Genomic DNA, 22,325 nt, shown 5'->3' with positions numbered 1-22,325 from the left:
TATGAATTTTTGGTTTACACTGATAACATTTATAATAGTTACGGCCTTTGTAACTATATATGCATCAAAGAAAGTCACAGATGATGATAGTACAACTTCAAAAGGATATTTTTTAGCGGGCAGTGGTCTTTCTGGAATTGTAATAGCTGGTTCTATGATGCTTACTAATTTGTCGGCAGAGAACTTAGTTGGTTTATCTGGTCAATCATATAGTGCTAATATGTCCGGTATGGCATGGGAGTCAACGGCTGTAATTGCAACTATAGTAATGGCTATGATATTTTTACCTATATATTTAAAAAAAGGGTATACTACATTACCAGAGTTTATGGAAGAAAGATATGATTTAACAATAAAAAGAGTAATTTCATTATTGTTTCTCATAGGATATCTTGTAATTGGAATTCCTGTATGTTTGTATGCAGGTGCTATAGGTTTTACACAGATTTTTGACTTGTCAGCTATGTTGGGAGTTAGTCAACAAACAGCTATAACTATAATTATAGTACTAGTAGGTGTAGTTGGTGCTATATTGGCAGTATTTGGCGGTTTAAAAGCTGTAGCTGTGTCTGACACAATAAATGGAGTTTTGTTATTAATAGGGGCAGTATTAGTACTATTTTTTGGATTGAGTTATCTAGGTGGACAATATAATGGAGGAATTGCAGAAGGAATTAATGATATTCTAGTAAATGCTCCAGAAAAATTAAATGCAGTAGGTAAAAAAGGAGATCCTGTACCATTTTCAACTTTATTTACTGGAATGATACTTGCGAACCTTTTCTACTGGGGGACTAATCAAGTATTAATTCAAAGAACTCTTGGTGCAAAAAACCTTAAAGAAGGACAAAAAGGTGTTTTACTATCTGGATTTCTAAAAATGATAGTACCTTTATTTATGGTATTACCAGGAATAATTGCTTTTAGACTAGCTCCGGGATTGGAAAACTCCGACTTTGCTTATCCTACTTTAGTTGGTATGGTTCTTCCTTGGCCATTACTTGGAATTTTCTGCGCAGCTTTGTTTGGAGCCATTGTATCTACATACAATTCATTTTTAAACTCTGCTTCAACAATATTTATGTTAGATTTTTATAAGCCATTTATAAATCCTGATATAGAAGATAGAGAGTTGGTAAGAAAATCGAAAATTTTTGGAACGATATTTGCTGTATTTGCAATTGTATTCAGTCCTATGCTTCAAAATATGGATTCAGGACTGTATGATTTTGGAAGAAGTTTCACAGGCTTTTATAATATCCCTATAATTACCTTGGTACTATTAGGAATGTTTACAAAATGGTCAAATCCACTAGGCGCTAAGATAGCTATAATATGGCATATATTATTCTATTCTGGATATAAATTTTGGTTTAAAGCTTTGAATAGTACTTTCCTTAATAAAATTTTAGAAATCCAATTCATTCATACCTATGCAATAAGTTTTGTTGTTATGGTATTAATAATATATTTATGTTCATTCATAGACAAAGACAGATCTACATTTAATTTAAATGACGGTAGACATGATAGCTATGATATGACTCCTTGGGAATTGAGAAAGCCAGTTGCAATCTTTTTAGTGTCAATGTTAGTATATAATTATCTATTGCTATCTCCAATGGGCCTAGCTGCTCCTGGTAATAATTTATCATTTGTAAGAACAATAACATTTATTTTAATAATTATAGGAATTGGAGTTCTAATAGCTTGTAACAAAATTAAGAAGGGCGCAAAGAATGAAATTAATACAAAGAAATGATGGGTTTGATATAAAATTTGATAATTTGATTCTGTTTACCCATAAAACTATGGAGCCGATGATATTCATCGGTTCCGGTTTTGAAAAAATGGATATGTATAGAGGAAACTTTGACATAGAAGACAACCTATACTCTAGATTACCACTTAGAGATTACAATATAATAAGCGATGATGAATCGCAAATTGAAATACTATTTGATAATCTAATTAAAATGACTATAGAAGAAATTGATGACAAAATTCATATCAAATTTGAATTTAAAGACAAATCATTTAATAGGTTTTGGATTAGATTAAACTCATTTAAAGAAGAAAAAATATATGGTTTGGGCGAACAGATGAGTTATTTTAACCTTAAAGGGAAAAAATTTCCTATTTGGACGTCTGAACCAGGAGTAGGTAGAGATAAATCTACATACGTTACTTGGAGATCAGATGTAGAGAATAAAGCTGGCGGAGATTATTATTGGTCTAATTTTCCACAAGCAACTTATATTTCAAAAAGTGGATATTATTTTCACTTGAATTCAACAGCCTATTCAATATTTGATTTTAGAGCAGATGACTATATAGAAGTTGAAGTATGGGATCTTATAGATTCAATTACTTTGGGAACCGCATCAAGTTTAAAAGAAACTCATAGAAAATTAACTAATTTATTGGGTAGACCGCCTAAACTACCAGAATGGATATACAACGGCTTAATTATTGGAGCCCAGGGAGGAAGCAAAAGAGTAGGGAAAATTCTCAAAGATTCATTACAAAATGGAATAGAAGTTTCTGCTGTATGGAGTCAAGATTGGTGTGGGAGAAAAGTAACTTCATTTGGCAAAAGAGTTAAATGGTCTTGGGAGTACGACTCAACATATGATCCCGATTTAAAAGAGTTTATAAAGAATATAAATGGACAAGGTATAGAATACTTAGGTTATATAAATCCATACATTCTTGAAGGAACTCCTCTATATGAAGAAGGAGAAAATAATGGCTATTTTGCAACGAACATCGATGGTGGGAAATATTTAGTTGATTTTGGCGAATTTTATTGTGGAGTAGTAGATTTTACTAATCCAGAAGCTTTTGAATGGTATAAGAATATTATAAAAACTAATCTTATTGATTTTGGTATGAAAGGTTGGATGGCGGACTTCGGTGAGTATTTACCAATAGATGTGAAGCTATACAATAATAATCAAGCAAAAATTGAACACAATAATTGGCCTGTTTTATGGGCTAAATGTAATTATGAAGCAGTAAAAGAGTCAGGAAATTTAGAAAAAATAGTATATTTTATGAGGGCCGGTGGAGCTGGTAGTCAAAAATATTGTGCGTTACTATGGGCAGGCGATCAATCAGTAGATTTTTCGATACATGATGGGTTGATTTCAGTAGTAAGAGGAGCTATATCTTCTGCTATGACAGGAATGGCTATTACTCATTCTGATATTGGTGGATATACATCATTATTTGGAAATGTAAGGACCAAAGAACTTTTCTTAAGATGGACAGAAATGGCTGCATTTTCACCTGTGATGAGAACTCATGAAGGAAATAGACCTGAAGAAAATTTTCAATTTTATGATGATTTAGATACAATGAAATTCCTAGCTAGATTTACAAAAATATATAAATCTTTGAAAAATTATATAAAATATAATGTAGAGCTAGCATCTAATTATGGTATTCCAGTTCAAAAACCATTAGTTTTAAACTATGAAGATGATGAAATTGCTGAGTTAGTTGATACAGAGTATTTATTTGGAGATGATATATTAGTAGCTCCTATATACCAAGAAAATAGTGATAGTAGAGAAGTTTATTTACCTGATGAGAATTGGATTCATATTTGGTCTGGAAAAGAATATAAGCAAGGAAATTACGAAATACATGCTGAAATTGGATATCCTCCTGTATTTTATAAAAAAGATAGTAATTATTCCTATATTTTCGAAAAAATAAAGGATATAAATAATTGAGATGATAATAATATATCTTCTGATAATTTTTCTAACTAATATAGTCCAAGTAGTATCGGGATTTGCGGGCACTATGCTCGCAATGCCATTCTCTGTAAGAATAATAGGATATGAACAATCTAGATTTATTTTAAATCTATTAGGCCTATTAGCTTCAATATATATTGTTATTAATAATATAAGATTAGTAGATTTTAAGAAAACAATCAAAATAATTATCATTATGATTCTAGGTATAATCGCCTCACGTTTCTTTAATAACAATCTACAATTCAATATACTAATGAAATTATATGGATTACTAATAATCGGAGTTGCAATAAATCAATTTGTTGGCAAGGATATTAGCATTAGTAATTTGCAAGGTATTCTAATCTTATTTCTTTCAGGAGTTATACATGGTTTATTTGTATCTGGAGGAGCTTTACTAGTTATATATGCTAGTAATATTTTTAAAACTAAAGATGAATTTAGATCTAATTTATCTTTAGTTTGGGTATTTTTAAATACTATTCTTTTGGCAAGTATGATTAAAGAAAATATCAGAATAGATTATGGATTAACATTGAAATCAATTGTAGCTATGATTGCTGCATTTGTTGTGGGAAATTGGATACTGCCTAAGATAGATTTAAAATTATTTAAAAAAGTCACAAATGTTTTATTACTCATAACTGGATTATCAATTTTACTATAGATGTAGTAAAGTATTTCCAGGAGAGTGTATGAATAACAAAAAGTTTAGTGAATTGATTAATACGGAAAATAAAAAAAAATTAATTAAAATTCTAATAAATGAAAGCGCAGAGAGTCGTGTTGAAATAGCAAAAGAACTTAATGTAAGTACAGCTTCAATATCAAAAATATCAGAAGCTCTTATTAATAACGATCTAATCGAAGAAGTTGGTTCTATTGATCAAGGGAAAATAGGAAGAAAACAAATAAAATTACAAATAAAAAGTAATCAATTTTTATCAATAGGAATTGAAGTTCATTCTAATTATATAACCTTTATTGTTGTGGACCTTAACAAAAATATACTAGAATCAAAATCAATTCAGTTTGAAAAACTCGAACAAGAGCATATAGATATTTTAATTGACAATTTAAAAGATATTAAAGTAAGATATAATGAAACAAAAATTCTTGGTTGGGGGTTACTATTACAAGGGATTATCAAAAATGGCGAGTCCATTAGTTTGCCTATTAAGGATATAAACAAGCAAATTAGAGATAAAGTTGGTGTAATCACATTTGTTGAGAATAATATTAAAGGCCTTGCTATTGCTGAAAATTTTTCTAAACCTAATGATGTAAACTATCTTTTTGTAAGATATGGACCAGGAATAGGTGGGGTGTTATCTATAAATGGGGAAGTCCAAAATGGTTTAAGAAATAGGGCTGGAGAAATAGGCCATGTAAGATATAACCATGAATCAAAAAATAAATGTCCTATTTGTAATCAGTATGGCTGTCTTGAAAGCGAAATCAACCTTAATAGAATCTACAAAGAAAAGTATAACTCACATATAACCTCACATGATCAAATTAATGAAACCTTCATAAAAGAAAATTACAATAAACTTTTAGAGTATACAAGTATTTTAGCAAGAGCATTATCACAGGCTATAGACATTATAGATCCCGATTATTTATTAGTGGCTGGGAAAATATTTGATAATGAACAAATTTTTAAAAACTTCGTAGATGAAATTAATAGAACTAAAGAAATAAACTATTTAGATAGAATAAAGAAAATTGAAAATTATAGTGAAAAAGTTAAACTAGCCCCTGCCTTATTAGTTATTTCTAATTATTTGAATACAAATTAACTGAAAAATATTAAAAAATCAACATTAATCTTATAAATATTAAATTAACAAAAGGTGATGAGTTTTGTGCAATTATTTGCTACGTCTCATCACCCTTTATTATATTTTTATTTTTCTTCCTCTTCTTCGATTTCCTTCTTGGAAGTTTCTTGCATTTCTTTTATTAATTCATTTACTCTTTTCTTATTTAATCTTGAAAGGCCATTTCTTTCGCTGTCGAAAAGATCATCAATAGCTTTTTTACCAGCTTCATCTTCCATTACCTCTAGGACTCTTGGCTTGCAGAATTGTCCTTGGCAAAAACCCATTCCTGCACGAGTTCTACGTTTTACAGCATCGAGAGTTTCGACAGGAATACCACGATTCATAGCATCACGAATGGTAGCTTCACTTACTTGTTCACAACGACAGACAATCCTATCTGGATTACCAAGTGGCAAGTCAATTCTATCTTTAATCTTGTTCATATCTTCAAGTTCTTTGTATTCTATGATAGGATCTCTGTGAGGATTGTAGTCTGGGTCATCTTCGAGTTTTAATCCACCATCTTTTAAAATACCTTCTACAATTTTTGCAATTTCTGGAGATGAAGTTATGCCTGGGGATTGGATGCCAACTACATTTATAAAGCCTGGGACATTAGATTCTTCTATGATGAAGTCGTGGGTTGAGCTTGCTGGGCGAAGTCCTGTAAAGGATCTGATAAATTCAAGTAAATTGATTACGTCATCTTTTACAGATTTTTGGGCTTCTTTGTATATATACATGAGCCTATCTTCATGAGTTGATAGGTCGATTTCTTCTTCGTCTATGGCATCTGGACCCAATAGAAGGTTGTTGTGGAATGTTCTTGTTGCAAGTATTCCCTTGGATTTTTCTGTAGGAACTTGGAATAAGACATTGTTGATTTTCTTGCCAGTTCCCTTTTGAAATATTAGATATTCACCACTTCTTGGGTGGATATCAAAATCAGTTTCGGCTATCATTTTTGAAACTATTGCACCCTCAAGTCCTGATGCATTTATAACATATTTTGCCTCTAATTCTTTGCCATCTTCAGTTTTTACTAGGAAATGATCATCAGTTTTTTCAATCTCACAAACACGTGAGTTTAGGAAAAGCTCAGCTCCGTTTGTAATGGCATTTTCAACTAGGGCTATGACATATTCATATGGTGAGCAAACTCCAGCACCCTTACACCAAAGGGCTGCAATTGCATTATCAGAAACATTTGGTTCTATTTGGCGGAGCTTTTCTTGATCAATTATCTCCATGTCATCTAGACCATTTTCTATACCCATGTCATAAAGTTTTTGCAAAGTTTCTTTTTCCTCTTCTTCAAAGGCTAGGACTAAAGAACCATTTGCAAGAAAGCCAAAGTTTAATTCTTTGTTAAGCTCTTCAAATTGTTTACGTCCAGGATAACAAATTCTACCACGAAGTTCATCATGAGGTTCTGCATAACCACCATGAACTATAGCGGAATTGGCCTTTGATGCGCCCATGCTTACGTCATTGGCTTTTTCAACTATGGCTATATCAAGTTTATATCTTGATAAACGGCGCGCTATAGAGGCTCCGGAAACGCCAGCGCCTATTATTAAAACATCATACATATTTTTCCTCTTTCTAATTAAAGAAAGGGTAAGTTAGGATACTTACCCAGTTCTTAATTTTTTTGATCTTATACTTTTATTAATTAGAATACCCAATTGAAACAAAGTACAGCTATGATACCACCAACTATTGGAGCAACAACTGGAATCCATGAATAATCCCACATAGCGTCAACTTTTTTGTCAAAAGGAAGTATTTGATACATAATTCTTGGACCAAGGTCACGAGCAGGGTTAATTGCATAACCAGTAAGTCCACCTAAAGACATACCAACTGATACTATAAGACCGTTTACATAAAGATAATTCATTCCAACATCGCCAGCGCCTGCTACATTACCAAAACCAAGGATAGCAAAAACTAATACAAATGTTCCAACCATTTCAGATAGGAAATTTCTACCTGTATTTTTGATTGAAGGAGCTGTACAGAAGCAACCGCGTACTATTGCTGGGTCGACTTCACAAGTATCATCAAAGTGATCTTTGAATAGTAAATAAACTAACAATGCACCGAGCATAGCACCTAGCATTTGGCCAAGTATGTAAGTTAGTACTGTATCCCAAGCTATATCACCTTTAAAAGCAAGAGCAATAGTTAAAGCTGGGTTAAAATGTGCACCACTCATTGCTCCAAATATAGTAGCTGGAATCATTACTGCAAGACCCCATGCCAAAGTGATTTGAACTGGACCTGCACCAGCCATTCCTGACTTACGTGTAAGTACGTTTGCAACAACTCCATCACCTAATAAAATAAGTAAAAAAGTCCCTACGAATTCTGCCACAAAAATATCTCTCATAATAACCTCCTTAGTTAAAGACAAAGAGCGAGTGTACAAAAAATACAACCCGCTCTCGTTCTTTCAAATATTTTATTGTGGAAACCTTTTCTGTATTAATTATAACACCTTTCAAAAATTAATACAATAGGCAAGAAAAGTTCTATAAAGAATTGTTATTGATTTTTCTAAACTCTGAAGGCGATACCTTATTTTTACTTTTAAAAGCTCTATTAAAGCTAACTAAATTATTAAAACCAACCTCTTCGCTTATTTGAGTAATACTTTTATCGGTTTCCATAAGCTGTTTTTCTGCAACGGTTAGTCTTGTTGTATTCAGATATTCAAAAATAGTATAAGTTGTAAGTTTCTTAAATTTTTTACACATATAATACTTATTAAGATAGACTTGGTTAGCTATATCGTCTAATGTGATTTGCTTGTTATAGTTTTTGTCTATATAGGCCATAATATTTAGAGCTGTCATATCTGTGTTTTTTACTAAGATATTATCTTTTAGATCTATTATACTTATTAGTAGCAAGTTAAATATCAATTTAAATTTTTCTTTTTCTAGTTTATTTTGATTTAACAGAGCTAAATTCATTAGTTCTAGAATGTAGGATCTTGTTAAAGAAGATTCTTTAGCACTGAAACCGTTGTTTAATAAAGGGTTAAAAGATTTTTCTAATTCACTAGAGGAAAAAATATCCTTGGTAAAATAAATCAATACTCGATCAAAAGCAATATCTTTTTCACCATAAGAAAAATGTTTAACATTGGGACCTATAACAACAAATTCATTTTTAGTTATCCTCGTAATTTTACCATCTATGACTTGTATTCTTTCGCCATCAAGCAAATAGTAGAGTTCGTAATATGGATGGCTGTGAGCTTGTGACATATTTGTATTAACATCTTTCATTCTTTCTAAAGAAAAAGAGTCACCTGTATTCATAAAAATGGCTGCTTTGTCAAACATAATCAATCTCCTTTATTGTAATTATATGAGAAAAGACAATATATGTAAAGAAACAATCGTTTTCGTACAAAACAATACTAGAATAAACTAATAATTATATATATCATTTTATTAGGAGGTGTAAATGAAATTAACAAGAAAGCTTGATCAGATAATAGATTATAAAAGCTATGTATCTCTTATATCTGAATCTAATGAAATAAGGATTTATTTTTTAACAAACGATATCCTTAGGGTTAGGGCAAGTTTTAATGATAACTTCAAAGAAAAAAGTTATTCACTTGTCTCTACTTTTTATGAAGATGACTTAGATGATTTTTTTGGTGAAGAAAGAACTAGGCTTAATCCAATTAGTTATAAATTTTCTGAAGATGATGATAAAGCTATTATAAGTGGCGGTAATCTAATAGTTGAATTGACCAAAGATCCTTTTACTTTAAAAGTTATAGATTTAGATGGTAAACAAATATACAAATCTTTGAATGACATAGGATTTTATGAAGATGGAAACAATAGAATAATTAATAAATTTGAAATAAAAGATAATGATAATTTCTATGGATTTGGTGAAAAAAGTGGATTAATTAACAAAAAAATGACAATGATGGTTAACAATCCCAAGGATTCAATGGGATATGATCCTAAACATACTGACTCTTTATATAAACATATACCATTTTTTATAAAACTAGATGGAGATACCAAAAGAGCTAGTGGATTCTTTTACCATAATACTTTTATAAATTCATTTGATATGGGAAAAGAGAAAAGTAATTATTGGCATAGGTACGCTACTTTTAAGGCAGATGGCGGAGATATCGATTTATTTATTATCAACGGTCCTAAAATTAACGATGTTATTGAAAGGTATACCTTTTTAACTGGCAGGAGCGCTTTGCTTCCAAAGAAATCTTTAGGATATTTAGCAAGCTCTATGTATTATGCAGAGTTGCCTGAACAATGTGATAAAGCCATAGAAAAATTTGTTGATATAGCTAGGCAAGAGGATTTTCCTATAGATGGTTTCCAATTATCTAGTGGATACACCAACTACAATTCAGTTGACGGGCCTAAAAGATGTGTTTTAACTTGGGATAAAAAAAGGTTTTCTAACCCTAGTGATTTTTTTCAAAATATGACTGAAAAGGGAATAGTTGTTAGTCCTAACGTAAAGCCAGGCATTTTAAAAATCCATCCTAAGTACGATTATTTCAAAGAGAATAATATGTTCCTATTTGATCCTTTTAGCGAAAAAGAATATATAGGAAACTGGTGGGGAGGATATGGAGCTTTCATAGATTTTACAGATCCACATACACGCGATACTTGGAAAGACATGCTAAAAACCAATTTACTAGAAATGGGCACAGCTTCTGTTTGGAACGACAATTGTGAGTATGATTCTGTATTTGATGATAATGTGACTAGTGATTATGAAGGTGAAAAAACTACCATTGCCAGAAATAGAGTAATTATGAGCAATATTATGTGCAAGATTACCAACGATGCCATAAAAGAGCTATATGAAAATACTCGACCTTTTGTAGTTTGCAGATCCGGTCACTCAGGAATACAAAGATATGCTCAAACGTGGGCAGGAGATAATTATACTAGTTGGGATTCCTTAAAATACAATGTTTCCACAATTCTTGGTATGGGATTATCTGGTGTATCAAATCAAGGATGTGATATAGGTGGCTTTGCTGGAGGAGCACCAAGTGAAGAATTATTTGTTAGGTGGGTACAAAACGGAATCTTTCAACCAAGATTTTCGATCCACTCTGCAAGTACTGATAATACAGTAACAGAACCATGGATGTTTGATAATGTAAAAGATATCATTAGAGATGCAATAAATTTAAGATATGCCCTATCGCCTTACCTATATTCTCTAATGTATAGGGCAAGTGAATCTGGTATACCAATTATGCAAGCAACATTTGCTTTATATCAAGACGATGAAAATACTTATAATAATGGAAGAGATTTTTTCATTGGTGATAACCTCTTTGTTTCAAATATTCTTGAAAAAGGAGAAGAAAAACATGAGATATATTTCCCTGGAAAAGATGAAAATTATTATGATTTTTATAACAAAAAGTTATATGAATCAGGCAAGACCTATAGTATAGATGTGGATATTACTTCAATCCCAATGTTTGTAAAAGACGGTTCTATTGTACCTATTTCAAAAACAAAATTAATGAATCTAGGCAAAGATGAAATTAAGGAACTGTATATCCTAATCGCCAATGGCAGAGACAATACTTTTACTATGTATGAAGATGATGGAAAAACTTATAACTATAAAAAAGGCGAATACTTAAAAACTAATATAAAACTAATAAGTGATAAAAAAACGCTAATCAAATTTATAAAGGAAGGCGAATTTAAGTCTACTATAGAAAATATAGAAATTGAAATGATTAATAAAGAAAAATCTCCTTACTATGTAAAAATTGGAGATAGGACATTAGAACAATTTTTAAACAGGAGATTATATAATAATGCTAAAGAAGGTTGGTATTATGATAATTCATCACGTTCTGTAATTATAAAATATGCTAATATTGAACATGATTATGATATTTTAGTTTCTTTTGAAGACTTTGATTTGGTAGGTATGTAAATGAAAAAAATTTTATATTTAATCTGTAGCTTATTGCTTATATCGACTTTAAGCTCCTGTAATCAAAAAGATCCAGAAAACAATACGACAACCCTAACACTAGCTCATTCTTTAAGTCAAGATCACCCTGTACACATTGCACTTGAGGAATTTGCAAAAGAAGTAGAAGAAAAAACAGATGGTAGATACAAAGTTAAAATTTTCCCTAATGGACAACTAGGTTCAGAGAATGAATCAATGGAACAAATACTTGCCGGAGTTTTATCGATGGCGAGGATTGCTTCGCCTGGATTGGCAACTTATGAAAGAGGATATGATACTTTTGGACTTCCGTACATTTTCGAAAGTACTGAAGACTATTATCACATTATGGATTCAGACGAAATTAGGGAATTTTTTATGTCTAGTGAAGATAAAGGTTTTCTAACTTTGACTTATTATGATTCTGGATCTCGTAGTTTTTATACAAAAAATAAAGCTATTAGGACTCCAGAAGACTTAAAAGGCTTAAAAATAAGAGTGCAAGATATGAAAAGTCAAACGGAAATGGTCAATCTTTTGGGTGGTACACCTGTAGCTATGGGCTATGGTGACGTATACACATCTCTTCAAACTGGAATAATAGATGGTACAGAAAATAATGAAACTGCGCTTACTATAGGTGGACACGGAGAAATAGCCAAAGTTTATTCAAAAGATGAGCACGCTATGATTCCAGATGCTCTCGTAATTTCTTCTGAAGTTTGGGAAAAAATGGACCCGACAGATCAACAAATAATTATGGAAGCAGCTAGAAATTCGACTGAACTTCATAAAAAGCTCTGGGCTGAATCTATAAAAGAGGCTAGAGAAATAGCAGAAAAAGATTTGGGGGTAGAGTTTGTAGATGATATTGATAAAGAACCATTTATAGAAAAAACCAAACCTTTAGTTGAGCAATATAGAAATGAATATAAAGAAGTTGATGAATTACTAAAGACTATAGAGAAAGTAAGGAGCAAGTAATGGATAAAAATTTTTATAAACTTAAGAAATTTCTTATTTGGCTACTCTCAAGAATAGCAGCTATACTTCTTTCAGTGATGACTATCCTAATTATATATCAAGTTTTTACAAGATATATATTGAATAATCCAGCTGATTTTACTGAAGAGATAATTCGATATATGTTAATCTGGACAGGATTCATTGGTGCTGCTTATGGTTTTTTAACTCGAGAACATATGGCTCTAACACTAATTCCAGATAGGGTTAATCCTAAGGCTCAAAAAGTTTTAAGGGTGATTATAGACTTAATAATTCTTCTTGTAGCGCTTTTTGTCATTGTCATTGGAGGATTTAAGCTCGTTCATTCTGCTCAAGCTCAAAGATCAGCCTTACTAGGTATTCCTAGATCTTTGGTTTATGTAGTGGCACCTATAAGTGGAATTTTCATAATATTAGCTCAGATAATAAATCTTTGGGAATCCTGGACAGGAAATGTGGTTGAAATCACTACAGATAGTGATGATTTAAAAGAAGAAAAAAATAGATATGATGGAATTGATTTTGGCATGGATGCTAAAAATAACGATTCCTCTTATATAAAAAGCAAGACTTTTGAAAGTGATTTAGATTAGGAGGTTATTATGTCAGTAGGAATGACAACTTTAGCACTGTTTTTAATATTTTTTATATTTTTATTTATGGGAGTGCCAATTTCTGTATCAATTATATTATCATCTATAGCAACTGCTTTGTTAGCAGGTCTAACCTGGTATCATATCCAATTTATAGCTATGCAAAAGATGAATTCAGGTATTGAATCATTTTCACTTTTGGCTGTTCCTTTGTTTATTTTAGCTGGTAATATCATGAATAATGGTGGTATAGCTCGCAGGCTTATTAAATTCTCTCAACTATTTGTTGGCAATATAAGAGGTTCACTTTCTCACGCAAATGCACTTGGAAATATATTCTTTGGAGCGCTATCTGGATCAGGAGTTGCTGCAGCATCAGCTATGGGAGGCACTATTTATCCAGTACAAAAAGAGCAAGGCTATGATAAGGAAATAGCAACAGCAGTAAATATTGCATCCGCGCCAGCAGGCCTTCTAATACCACCAACTTCAGCACCGATAGTTTATTCTACAGTTGCTGGCGGTGTTTCAATTTCTGCTATGTTTATGGGTGGTTATATACCAGGAATATTGATGGGTTTAATAGCCATTTATTTTGGTTATAGATATGCAAAAAAGAACAACTATCCAGTAGCAGGTAAACCTGAGAATGCTGGCAAAGTAGTGATGGACGCTCTGCCTTCTTTATTAATGATAATTATTGTAATAGGAGGAATAGTAGGGGGTGTATTCACAGCTACAGAAGGAGCTGGAATATCAGTGCTTTATTCTCTGATACTATCAATTATATATAAGTCAATTAATTTAAAGACTTTACAACAGATTTTATTAAAAACGGCGGAAACTGCAGGAGTTGTATTATTTTTAATATCTGCTTCAACAGTAATGAGTTGGGTTATGGCATATACAGGTATCCCTCAAGCGATATCTGATGGTATTTTGGGATTAACTGATAATAAATATATAATCTTGCTACTAATGAATGTTATTTTACTACTAGTTGGGATGTTTATGGATATTACTCCAGCTATATTAATATTTACACCAATATTTTTACCTATAGCAGAATCTTTAGGAATGAGTGCTATACAATTCGGTATTCTTCTTATTTATAATATGTGTATTGGAACAATGACTCCACCAGTTGGTTCTATATTATTTGTTGCAAGTGGAATAACAAAAGTGAAGTTAGAAAATTTGGCAAAAGTATTATTGCCTTTCTTAATAGCTAATATGGTAGTTTTATTATTGCTCACATTTATACCTCAAATAATAATGTTCTTACCGGAGGCTATGGGATTAGTATAAAATTTGTTAAAAATTTGTTATTTGTGGACAAATGCTTGCATATGGGATAAAATAAGTCTTGTAAATATGAATACAATTACTAATTTTTGGAGGAAGTAATGAAAATTAAGAAATTCATGACAGGTGTTCTAGCACTATCTCTTACAGCTGTATTAGCATCTTGTGGGGGAGATACTAACAAGGCTGAAGAAAAGCCAGCTGAAACAACAGAAGAAGCTACAACAGAAGAAACTGCACCAGAAGAGACTGAAGAAACAACAGAAACTGAAGATGCAGATACTGAAGAAAAAGAAGACGACAAAGGCGAAGCAAGTGAAACTCCAACAGGTGAAACTGTTTCTGTAACAATGGTAACAGACTTTGGTGGTATCAATGATAAATCATTCAACCAATCTGCTTATGAAGGATTACAAGGGGCTGAATCTGATGGAACAGCAACATTTGACTATATAGAAAGCCACAAGGACGCTGATTATCAAGCGAACCTTGAATCAGCTTTAGATTCTGAATCAGACATCATCCTAACAGTAGGATATGCTCTATACGAACCAACAGTAGAAGCTGCTAAAAATAACGAAGATCAAAACTATGTAATTATCGATAGTGATAACCAAGAAAACCTACCAAACCTTGTAGGTGTTGGCTTTGCTGATCACCAAAACTCATTCTTAGTAGGTTACATTGCTGGTATGATGAGTGAAACTAATAACGTTGGATTCATCGGTGGTATGGAAGGCGTTGTAATCAGCAGATTTGACTATGGTTTCAGAGCTGGTGTAGAACATGCTGCTCGTGAAAAAGGCGAAGATATCGAAGTTCAAGTTCAATACGCAAACAGCTACGATGACCAAGCTGCAGGCAAAAACATTGCTGACAGAATGTATCAAAACGGAGCTGACGTAGTATTCCACGCTGCAGGCGGTGTAGGAATTGGTGTTATCGAAGCTGCAAAAGAAAATGATAAATGGGTAATCGGTGTTGACCGTGACCAACAAGAAGAAGCACCAGATAATATGTTAGTTTCAACAATCAAAGGTGTAGGCGATGCAGTTAAACTTATCATTGACGACTATCAAAAAGGTGAATTCAAGGGTGGAGAAACTGTAAGATTTACTCTTGCTGATGGAGACGCAGTAAGCATCAAATATGCTGACAATGGCTTAGTTCCAGATGATATCAAAGAAAAAGTTGAACAAATTAAACAAGATATCATAGATGGCAAAATCGAAGTTCCACAAAACGAAGAAGAAGCTATCGAAATGGGATACATTGAAGCAGAATAATTAAATAAAGATTTTAAAGGCCTCTTTTGAGGTCTTTTTTTTTCACATTAAAGATTAATTTGCAAAAAAGTTATGCATAATAGAGTATTTTATAAGTTTTTATCTACAATAATTATCGATAATGTGTTAAAATAAATAAGAGTATAAAATTAGCGAGGATATTATGGATAAACAATACAATGATAATCCTGTAGTATCTATGAGAAATATTACCAAACGTTTTGGAGACAATGAAGTTTTAACTGATATTAACTTTGATCTTCACAAATCTGAGGTTCACGCTCTTTTGGGAGAAAATGGGGCTGGTAAGACAACCCTGATGAATATTTTGTATGGAATGTTCCCTCCAACTAGTGGGACAATCTCTATAAATGGAGTAAGTATTCCAAATATGACTCCTAAAAAAGCCATAGATGCAGGAATTGGTATGGTTCACCAGCACTTTATGCTAATAGAACCCCTAAGTGTTACGGAAAATATTATCTTAGGTCATGAAGACGACGATGGTCTATTTCTGGATAGAAAAAAAGCCAAGGAAAGGATACAAAAACTTTCTGATGATTATGGTCTAAAAATAAACCCAGATGCAAAAATTGAAGATATATCTGTTGGCCAACAACAAAGAGTAGAAATATTGAAGGCCCTATATAGAGGAGCTGATATATTGATATTTGACGAGCCTACAGCTGTATTAACTCCACAAGAAATTAACGAATTTATAGAAATTATTAACAAACTAACTAAGCTTGGAAAATCGATTATAATCATTACCCACAAGCTAGCAGAGATAAAGGCTATGGCTGACTATTGTACAATTATCAGACGTGGTAAGTATATAGATAAGCTAAAGGTTGCTGATATTGATGAAAATATTTTGGCCGAAAAAATGGTCGGCAGAAATGTAAGCTTCAAAGTAGATAAGGCAATTCAAGAGCCAGGTGGAGTAGTCCTTAAGGTAGAAGACTTATGGGCCAAGGACAAGAGAGGCATAGATATACTAAAGGGTCTTGATCTAGAGATTAGAGCAGGAGAAATCCTTGGTATAGCTGGTGTTGACGGCAACGGCCAAAGTGAGCTTATTGACTGCTTGACTGGTATGGCAAAATCAAATCGTGGCACAATAACCCTAAATGGCGTTGATGTCACAAATAAAGATCCTAGGACTATTATAGATTCTGGTATGAATTCAATCCCAGAAGATAGGCAAAAAAGAGGTCTTATCTTGGAATATCCTATAAAGGATAATATGATTTTGGAAAATGTTAGCAAGGAACCTTTCTCAACAAAGGGCAAGCTTAATTTCAAAAACATAGACAAAAATGCCAAAGAATTGGTAGAGAAATTTGATGTAAGACCAAATAACATCAACGAAAAAGTTATGAGTTTATCTGGTGGTAACCAACAAAAGGTAATAATTGCCAGAGAGATTGCAAATAACCCGGATGTACTAATAGCATCTCAACCAACTCGTGGACTAGACGTTGGTGCTATAGAATTTATTCACAAATATCTTGTGGACTTGAGAAATAATAACAAGGCAGTATTACTCATTAGTTTTGAGCTAGATGAAGTAATGGACTTATCAGATAGGATTCTGGTAATCTATGATGGTAAGATCGTAGGGGAAAAAATCCCTAGCGAGACTGATGAGTTTGAAATAGGAAGATTAATGGCAGGTGGAAAATGACAGATACACAAATAAAAGCAAAAAGAAAACTTGCCTTAAATAATTCAAAAATTTTGTTTACTCTAGTTTCCATATTTATGGGACTTTTGATAGGAGCAATAGTAATAGGCATATCTGGTTATAACCCACTTGAAGCCTATGGCGCCCTTGTTTCTGGTGTTATAAAGACACCTAGAAATATTGGCTGGGCGGTAGTATATTCTACTCCAATAATACTTACAGGTCTTGGTGTATGCTTTGCCTTTAAGACAGGCCTTTTCAATATGGGGGCTGAGGGTCAATACATTGTAGGAACTATTGTAGGATTTATGGTTGCTTATGCTTTGCCACTTCCTCCAATCATCCATCCAATAGTAGCTATTATTTTGGCAATGGCTGCAGGCGCTTTGTATGGAGCTATAGCAGGTTTTATAAAGGCGAAATTTGGCATCCATGAAGTAATTTCTACAATCATGTTAAACTGGATAGCATTTTATTTTCAAAATTTCATAGCCTACAAATACCAAAAACCAAATGCATTTTCTACCTTTGATATCCAAGATAGTGCGAAAGTTACATTGTTTAAGGATTCATACAAAAACTTTGGACCATTTTTCAGCAAATTTTTCAAAGCACCAGTACACCTTGGAATAATACTTGGCATTCTTGCAGTAATCCTTGTTTGGTATATCCTAAACAAGACTGTATTAGGCTATGAGCTAAAGGCTGTAGGTCTAAATAGGGAAGCAAGTGAATACGGTGGAATAAACTCTGGCAATAAAATTATCCAATCCATGGCTATATCTGGGGCAATATGTGCTCTTGCAGGTGTTTGCCAAGTTCTTGGATACACTTACTGCTTATCAGTTTTATCTGCTATGGATAACTACGGTTTTGATGGACTTGCTGTAGCACTTCTTGCAAGCAACAATCCAATTGCTGTAATATTTTCAGGTTTATTCTTTGGATCTTTAAAATATGCAGGTAGCAATTTGCAAAGAGTTCTTGGAGTTCCAACAGAATTAATCAACATTATCATAGGTACTATTATCCTATTTACAGCTGTTCCACTTATCTTTAGAATTATAAAAGCTAGAAGAAAAATGAAAAAAGCAGAAAAAAATGCTAAGCTTGAAAGTGATAAATTTGTTGAAGAAAAAACAAATAATGAAACTAAAAAAGCAAGTCAAATAGAAGAAAAAAATCTAGTAAAGGAAGATGAGACGGACAAAATTCCTGTAAAAGATCCTAATGAGGATTTTGATAATAATGAAAGTAATTATAATCCAAATATTATAAACGAAACTGGGGAAGAGATTAAGGTTAGAAAAGTAGAAAGTGAGGAGGAGTAAATGAATTTAGTAATGTTAGCACTCATATTGGGAAATACATTTTCAAATGCTGCTCCTGTGCTTTTGACTGGCCTTGGTGGCATGATGAGTGAAAAATCTGGTGTTGTAAACATCGGTCTTGAAGGAATGATGACAATAGGAGCTCTTGTCGGAGCAACTGTCGGCTATAACGTGGGAAATCCTTGGATTGCCTTTATAGCTGGCGGACTTGCTGGGGCAGTATTTGGACTAATCCATGCTATTGTTTCAGTTAGTTTTGCAGGAGATCAAACTATATCAGGTATAGCTATCAATACCCTAGGTCCTGGTTTGTCCCTATTTTTGGCAAGATTGTTTTTTGATGGTGCTACACAAACACCTTCAATTCCACTAGAAAATAAGATTCCTAGATTATTTAGATCACTAAGTAAAAATCAAATTTTCATAAATATATTCGGCCAATATGCAACTGTTTATATAGCTATATTGATGGTTGTAGTTCTTTACCTATTTTTGTACAAGACAAAATGGGGTATTAGACTTATAGCTGTTGGTGAACATCCAAAAGCAGCAGAAACTTTAAATATTCCTGTAAAGAAAACTAGATACTTAGCAGTAATATTTTCTGGATTTATGGCAGGCTTGGGTGGTGCAAGTATGTCACTTGCAGTAGTAAGTTCTTTCTCACCAACCCTAATAGCAGGTCAAGGATATATAGCTCTTGTAACAGTTATATTTGGTAACTGGAAGCCACAAGGTGTACTAGTTGGTTCACTATTTTTTGGACTTGCAGAATCAATAGCAACATATCTTGGTGGATCAAATCTAAGCGTTCCAATAGAATTTATTTCTATGATTCCATATATTGCAACTTTATTGATACTAATTATCTTCCAAAGGAAGTCAAAAGCTCCAAAAGCTTCTGGTAAACCATATCTAAATCTTGATAATATTTAGAATTTCAAAATATAAACTCTCTCAAGGGTTTATATTTTTTTGTTTATGATGTATATTATAATATATATACATTTATTGAGGAGAATCAATGTTTTGTTCTAATTGTGGGGCAAAGGTTGATGACAGTGCTAGATTTTGTCCTGTTTGCGGCAATAAACTTGACAAAATCCCTATAGATAATCCTAAAGAAAAAGAGATCGAACAATCTAAAGAAGACAATCTAATAGGCAAATCAACCTACGAATCCCTAAATACTAATGAAAATTTAATAAAAAATCAAGAAGATAATAGCGAAGTTAAGTCAAACAAGTTTAAGGAAATATTCTCTGCTTTTAAAGGCAAAAACAAGGTATCAGAGGAAAAATCCGTTCAAGATGAAAAATCTCTTGAAGAAGCTCCTATAAATCTTGAATCTGGCCAAGCAGAATTTAGAAATAATAGTCCGGAAGAATCCTTGGAGCAAAGAGTGGAATTCGAAGAAGAAATCCCTCCAGCTTACTATGGATACAATCCAACTGATGATAGGAAAAGCAAGGACAAGAGAAGAAAATCTACAGGGGAAGCAAATAGCTGGGATTCTGGAAAAGTCCTAAGCCAAAGAAGTTTTGAAAGTTCAAAGGAACCGGTTGCTTCAAATAAGGAAAGCTTAGCAAGTTTTGATAATATTCATGAAAATCCTACTATAGGAAATTCACCAGAAGTTGACAACATACCAAGTGAATATGTAGAAGCCAGGATTGCAAATCTTCTAAAGAAAAGCTCTGAAGATTCTGACAAGAAAGCGGCTAGCTCTGGTAACCTTGCAGCCTTGATTAGAAGTCATCAAAGTTCTAACGATGCTTATCAAAAGACTTATTCTCAAAATAATACTTATCAAGAGACTTATAATCAAAATAACGTTCAAAGTATTCCAGAAAACCAAGAAGTTTATCAGTCTAGCTTAAATGAAAGCCAAGAAGTCAAAAGCGATAAAGAAGAAACTGACGATAAGCAAGGATTTAAATTCAAGCCTATTTATCTATTGCCAATCTTATTATTAGCTCTTGCCATTGTTATTGGTTATTTATTTATGAATAGAAAACCAAAAGATGTAGAAGTAGATTTAAGCGATTATATCAATGTGACCTATACTGGTGACAATGCAAGTGCAAGTCCAAGCGCATCTCTTGACACTACAAAACTTCTAAATGATTTTGCTAGCCAAATTCAATATATAAACAAAGATAGGAAGAATGACCAATACGGATCAGCTGCCAACCAATTTGTAGAAGAATTAGCTAGTGCAACGACCTTCCAATTCTCAAAAGATTCTAATCTTTCAAATGGTGAAGAGATAACGGTTGTGGCTAATGTGTCAGACCCAAGCCTTGCAGATGATTACAACGTATTATTTGCAAGCACTATGAAGTCTGTAATAGTGGATGGACTAAATGTAGAAGAGTCTATCGATCCATTTAACTATATTGATATAAACTTCCAAGGAGAAGATCCAAACATAAGTCTAACAACAAGTCTAACAGAAGATGCACCAGAATACATGAGTCAGATTGAGATAATGCCAAGTAAGACTAGCGAATTAAAAGCTGGAGAAGAAGTAAATATTACAATCAACTTAAATGAAGAAGAAATATTTAACAACTACCAAGTAAGGCTAAGCCCACTTGATAAAACCATCACTGTTCCAGGAGAGCCTAGCGACCAAAGCGATGAAGAAGATGACAAGGAAGCTAGCGAATCCAGCGATGGATATATAAGCTCAGTGGACAATCTAAGTGAAGACTTACTAAATATACTAAAAACAAACGCTGGAACCTTGATAAAAGAAACATTTAACGAAAGAACATTCACACAAATTGAATCAATGAACTATCTTGGTGCAATCACAGGAACAGATTCAAATAGTGAAGATCTCAAAAACAGGGTGATGCTAGTTTATGAAATCAAGGCAAATGAAGACTATGAGGGACTCTACAAAAATCAATACACCTATTATTCATTTGTAGAATATCAAAATGTAAAAGGTGAAAAGGACCAAGATGGCAAATTCTATAGCCAAGGTCCACTAACAACAGATAATGAAATCTTCCACAAATTCTTTGTTGCGGACGATTATACCTACTATGAAATCCCATACTATGGATTTGGATTCCTAGAAGAAGTCATAGCTAGAATAAATAACTCATTGTCAGGACTAACAATAGATGATTCCATAGCTGTTGACCAATCAAACTACTTCACTAAGACAGATGGAGTAGCAAACGAATACCAAGGCAATGGAACAAGACTAAGCCTAAGAGAAGATGGTACTTTGAAATATCAAAAAGATAACAGAGTTCACCAAGGAACATGGCAAGAAAACGGAAACGAAATAAGCCTAACAATACAAGGAGTAAACGTAGATACTCCAATAAATGCGACATTTGAAAATGGAACATTAAAGGTAAGTGAACAAGGCGAAATGAGCGGCCAAACATTTAATAAAATGCAAGCATTTTAGAAAGAAACCTGCAATCATGAGAGATTGCAGGTTTTTTAGTGTAATAAAGGATCGACACAACTCTTGTTTTGGAGAAAATGATT

15 protein-coding genes and 1 pseudogene are annotated in these 22,325 nt (G+C 32.8%); 13 read left to right on the top strand and 3 right to left on the bottom strand.

The window, feature by feature from the left end; genetic code table 11:
• Position 1: 1 nt before the first annotated feature.
• The 4 genes from QNH69_RS00785 to QNH69_RS00770 are packed head-to-tail and all read left to right on the top strand — an operon-like array spanning position 2 to position 5,572.
• Positions 2-1,762, top strand: a complete 1,761-nt coding sequence (locus QNH69_RS00785) for a solute:sodium symporter family transporter (protein ID WP_282928744.1) — start codon at positions 2-4, stop codon at positions 1,760-1,762.
• On the top strand, positions 1,740-3,740 hold the full coding sequence (locus tag QNH69_RS00780; protein WP_282928743.1) for an alpha-glucosidase: 2,001 nt from the start codon (positions 1,740-1,742) through the stop codon (positions 3,738-3,740). The genes QNH69_RS00785 and QNH69_RS00780 overlap by 23 nt, the downstream gene beginning before the upstream one ends.
• 1 nt (position 3,741) lies before the next feature.
• Positions 3,742-4,437: a TSUP family transporter gene (locus QNH69_RS00775; protein WP_282928742.1), complete on the top strand. Its 696-nt coding sequence runs from the start codon at positions 3,742-3,744 to the stop codon at positions 4,435-4,437.
• Positions 4,438-4,465: 28 nt separating this feature from the next.
• Positions 4,466-5,572: an ROK family protein gene (locus QNH69_RS00770; RefSeq protein WP_282928741.1), complete on the top strand. Its 1,107-nt coding sequence runs from the start codon at positions 4,466-4,468 to the stop codon at positions 5,570-5,572.
• Positions 5,573-5,679: 107 nt separating this feature from the next.
• Here the strand turns inward: QNH69_RS00770 and QNH69_RS00765 are convergent, their stop codons facing one another.
• The 3 genes from QNH69_RS00765 to QNH69_RS00755 form a co-directional block, all read right to left on the bottom strand.
• Complete coding sequence (locus tag QNH69_RS00765; RefSeq protein WP_282928740.1) at positions 5,680-7,188, bottom strand: NAD(P)/FAD-dependent oxidoreductase; 1,509 nt, start codon at positions 7,186-7,188, stop codon at positions 5,680-5,682.
• Between the two features lie 83 nt (positions 7,189-7,271).
• The gene (locus QNH69_RS00760) at positions 7,272-7,991 is read right to left on the bottom strand and encodes an MIP/aquaporin family protein (RefSeq protein WP_282928739.1); all 720 of its coding nucleotides are present in this window, start codon (positions 7,989-7,991) and stop codon (positions 7,272-7,274) included.
• Between the two features lie 142 nt (positions 7,992-8,133).
• Complete coding sequence (locus tag QNH69_RS00755) at positions 8,134-8,952, bottom strand: AraC family transcriptional regulator (protein WP_282928738.1); 819 nt, start codon at positions 8,950-8,952, stop codon at positions 8,134-8,136.
• 124 nt (positions 8,953-9,076) lie between these two features.
• Between QNH69_RS00755 and QNH69_RS00750 the strand changes: the two genes are divergently transcribed.
• From QNH69_RS00750 to QNH69_RS00710, 9 genes and pseudogenes are all read left to right on the top strand, one after another.
• The gene (locus QNH69_RS00750; RefSeq protein WP_282928737.1) at positions 9,077-11,581 is read left to right on the top strand and encodes a TIM-barrel domain-containing protein; all 2,505 of its coding nucleotides are present in this window, start codon (positions 9,077-9,079) and stop codon (positions 11,579-11,581) included.
• A complete protein-coding gene (locus QNH69_RS00745; protein ID WP_282928736.1) occupies positions 11,582-12,586 on the top strand; it encodes a TRAP transporter substrate-binding protein in 1,005 nt (334 codons plus the stop codon).
• On the top strand, positions 12,586-13,200 hold the full coding sequence (locus QNH69_RS00740; RefSeq protein ID WP_282928735.1) for a TRAP transporter small permease: 615 nt from the start codon (positions 12,586-12,588) through the stop codon (positions 13,198-13,200). Before QNH69_RS00745 ends, QNH69_RS00740 begins: the two co-directional genes overlap by 1 nt.
• Positions 13,201-13,209: 9 nt before the next feature.
• Complete coding sequence (locus QNH69_RS00735) at positions 13,210-14,508, top strand: TRAP transporter large permease (protein ID WP_282928734.1); 1,299 nt, start codon at positions 13,210-13,212, stop codon at positions 14,506-14,508.
• A gap of 98 nt (positions 14,509-14,606) precedes the next feature.
• Positions 14,607-15,791 carry a BMP family ABC transporter substrate-binding protein gene (locus tag QNH69_RS00730; RefSeq protein WP_282928733.1) on the top strand — a complete coding sequence of 395 codons (1,185 nt, stop codon included), beginning with the start codon at positions 14,607-14,609 and terminating at the stop codon, positions 15,789-15,791.
• Between the two features lie 163 nt (positions 15,792-15,954).
• Positions 15,955-17,478: an ABC transporter ATP-binding protein gene (locus QNH69_RS00725; protein WP_282928732.1), complete on the top strand. Its 1,524-nt coding sequence runs from the start codon at positions 15,955-15,957 to the stop codon at positions 17,476-17,478.
• A pseudogene (locus QNH69_RS00720) lies at positions 17,475-18,584 on the top strand (ABC transporter permease); the annotation flags it as partial. The gene QNH69_RS00725 and the pseudogene QNH69_RS00720, both read left to right, overlap by 4 nt.
• Before the next feature lie 225 nt (positions 18,585-18,809).
• The gene (locus QNH69_RS00715; protein WP_282928731.1) at positions 18,810-19,745 is read left to right on the top strand and encodes an ABC transporter permease; all 936 of its coding nucleotides are present in this window, start codon (positions 18,810-18,812) and stop codon (positions 19,743-19,745) included.
• A gap of 88 nt (positions 19,746-19,833) precedes the next feature.
• On the top strand, positions 19,834-22,242 hold the full coding sequence (locus QNH69_RS00710) for a zinc ribbon domain-containing protein (protein WP_282928730.1): 2,409 nt from the start codon (positions 19,834-19,836) through the stop codon (positions 22,240-22,242).
• Positions 22,243-22,325 lie beyond the last annotated feature (83 nt).

This window comes from Anaerococcus sp. Marseille-Q7828, from assembly GCF_949769285.1.
Lineage (GTDB): Bacteria > Bacillota > Clostridia > Tissierellales > Peptoniphilaceae > Anaerococcus.
This window is presented reverse-complemented; position numbering and strand designations above follow the sequence as displayed.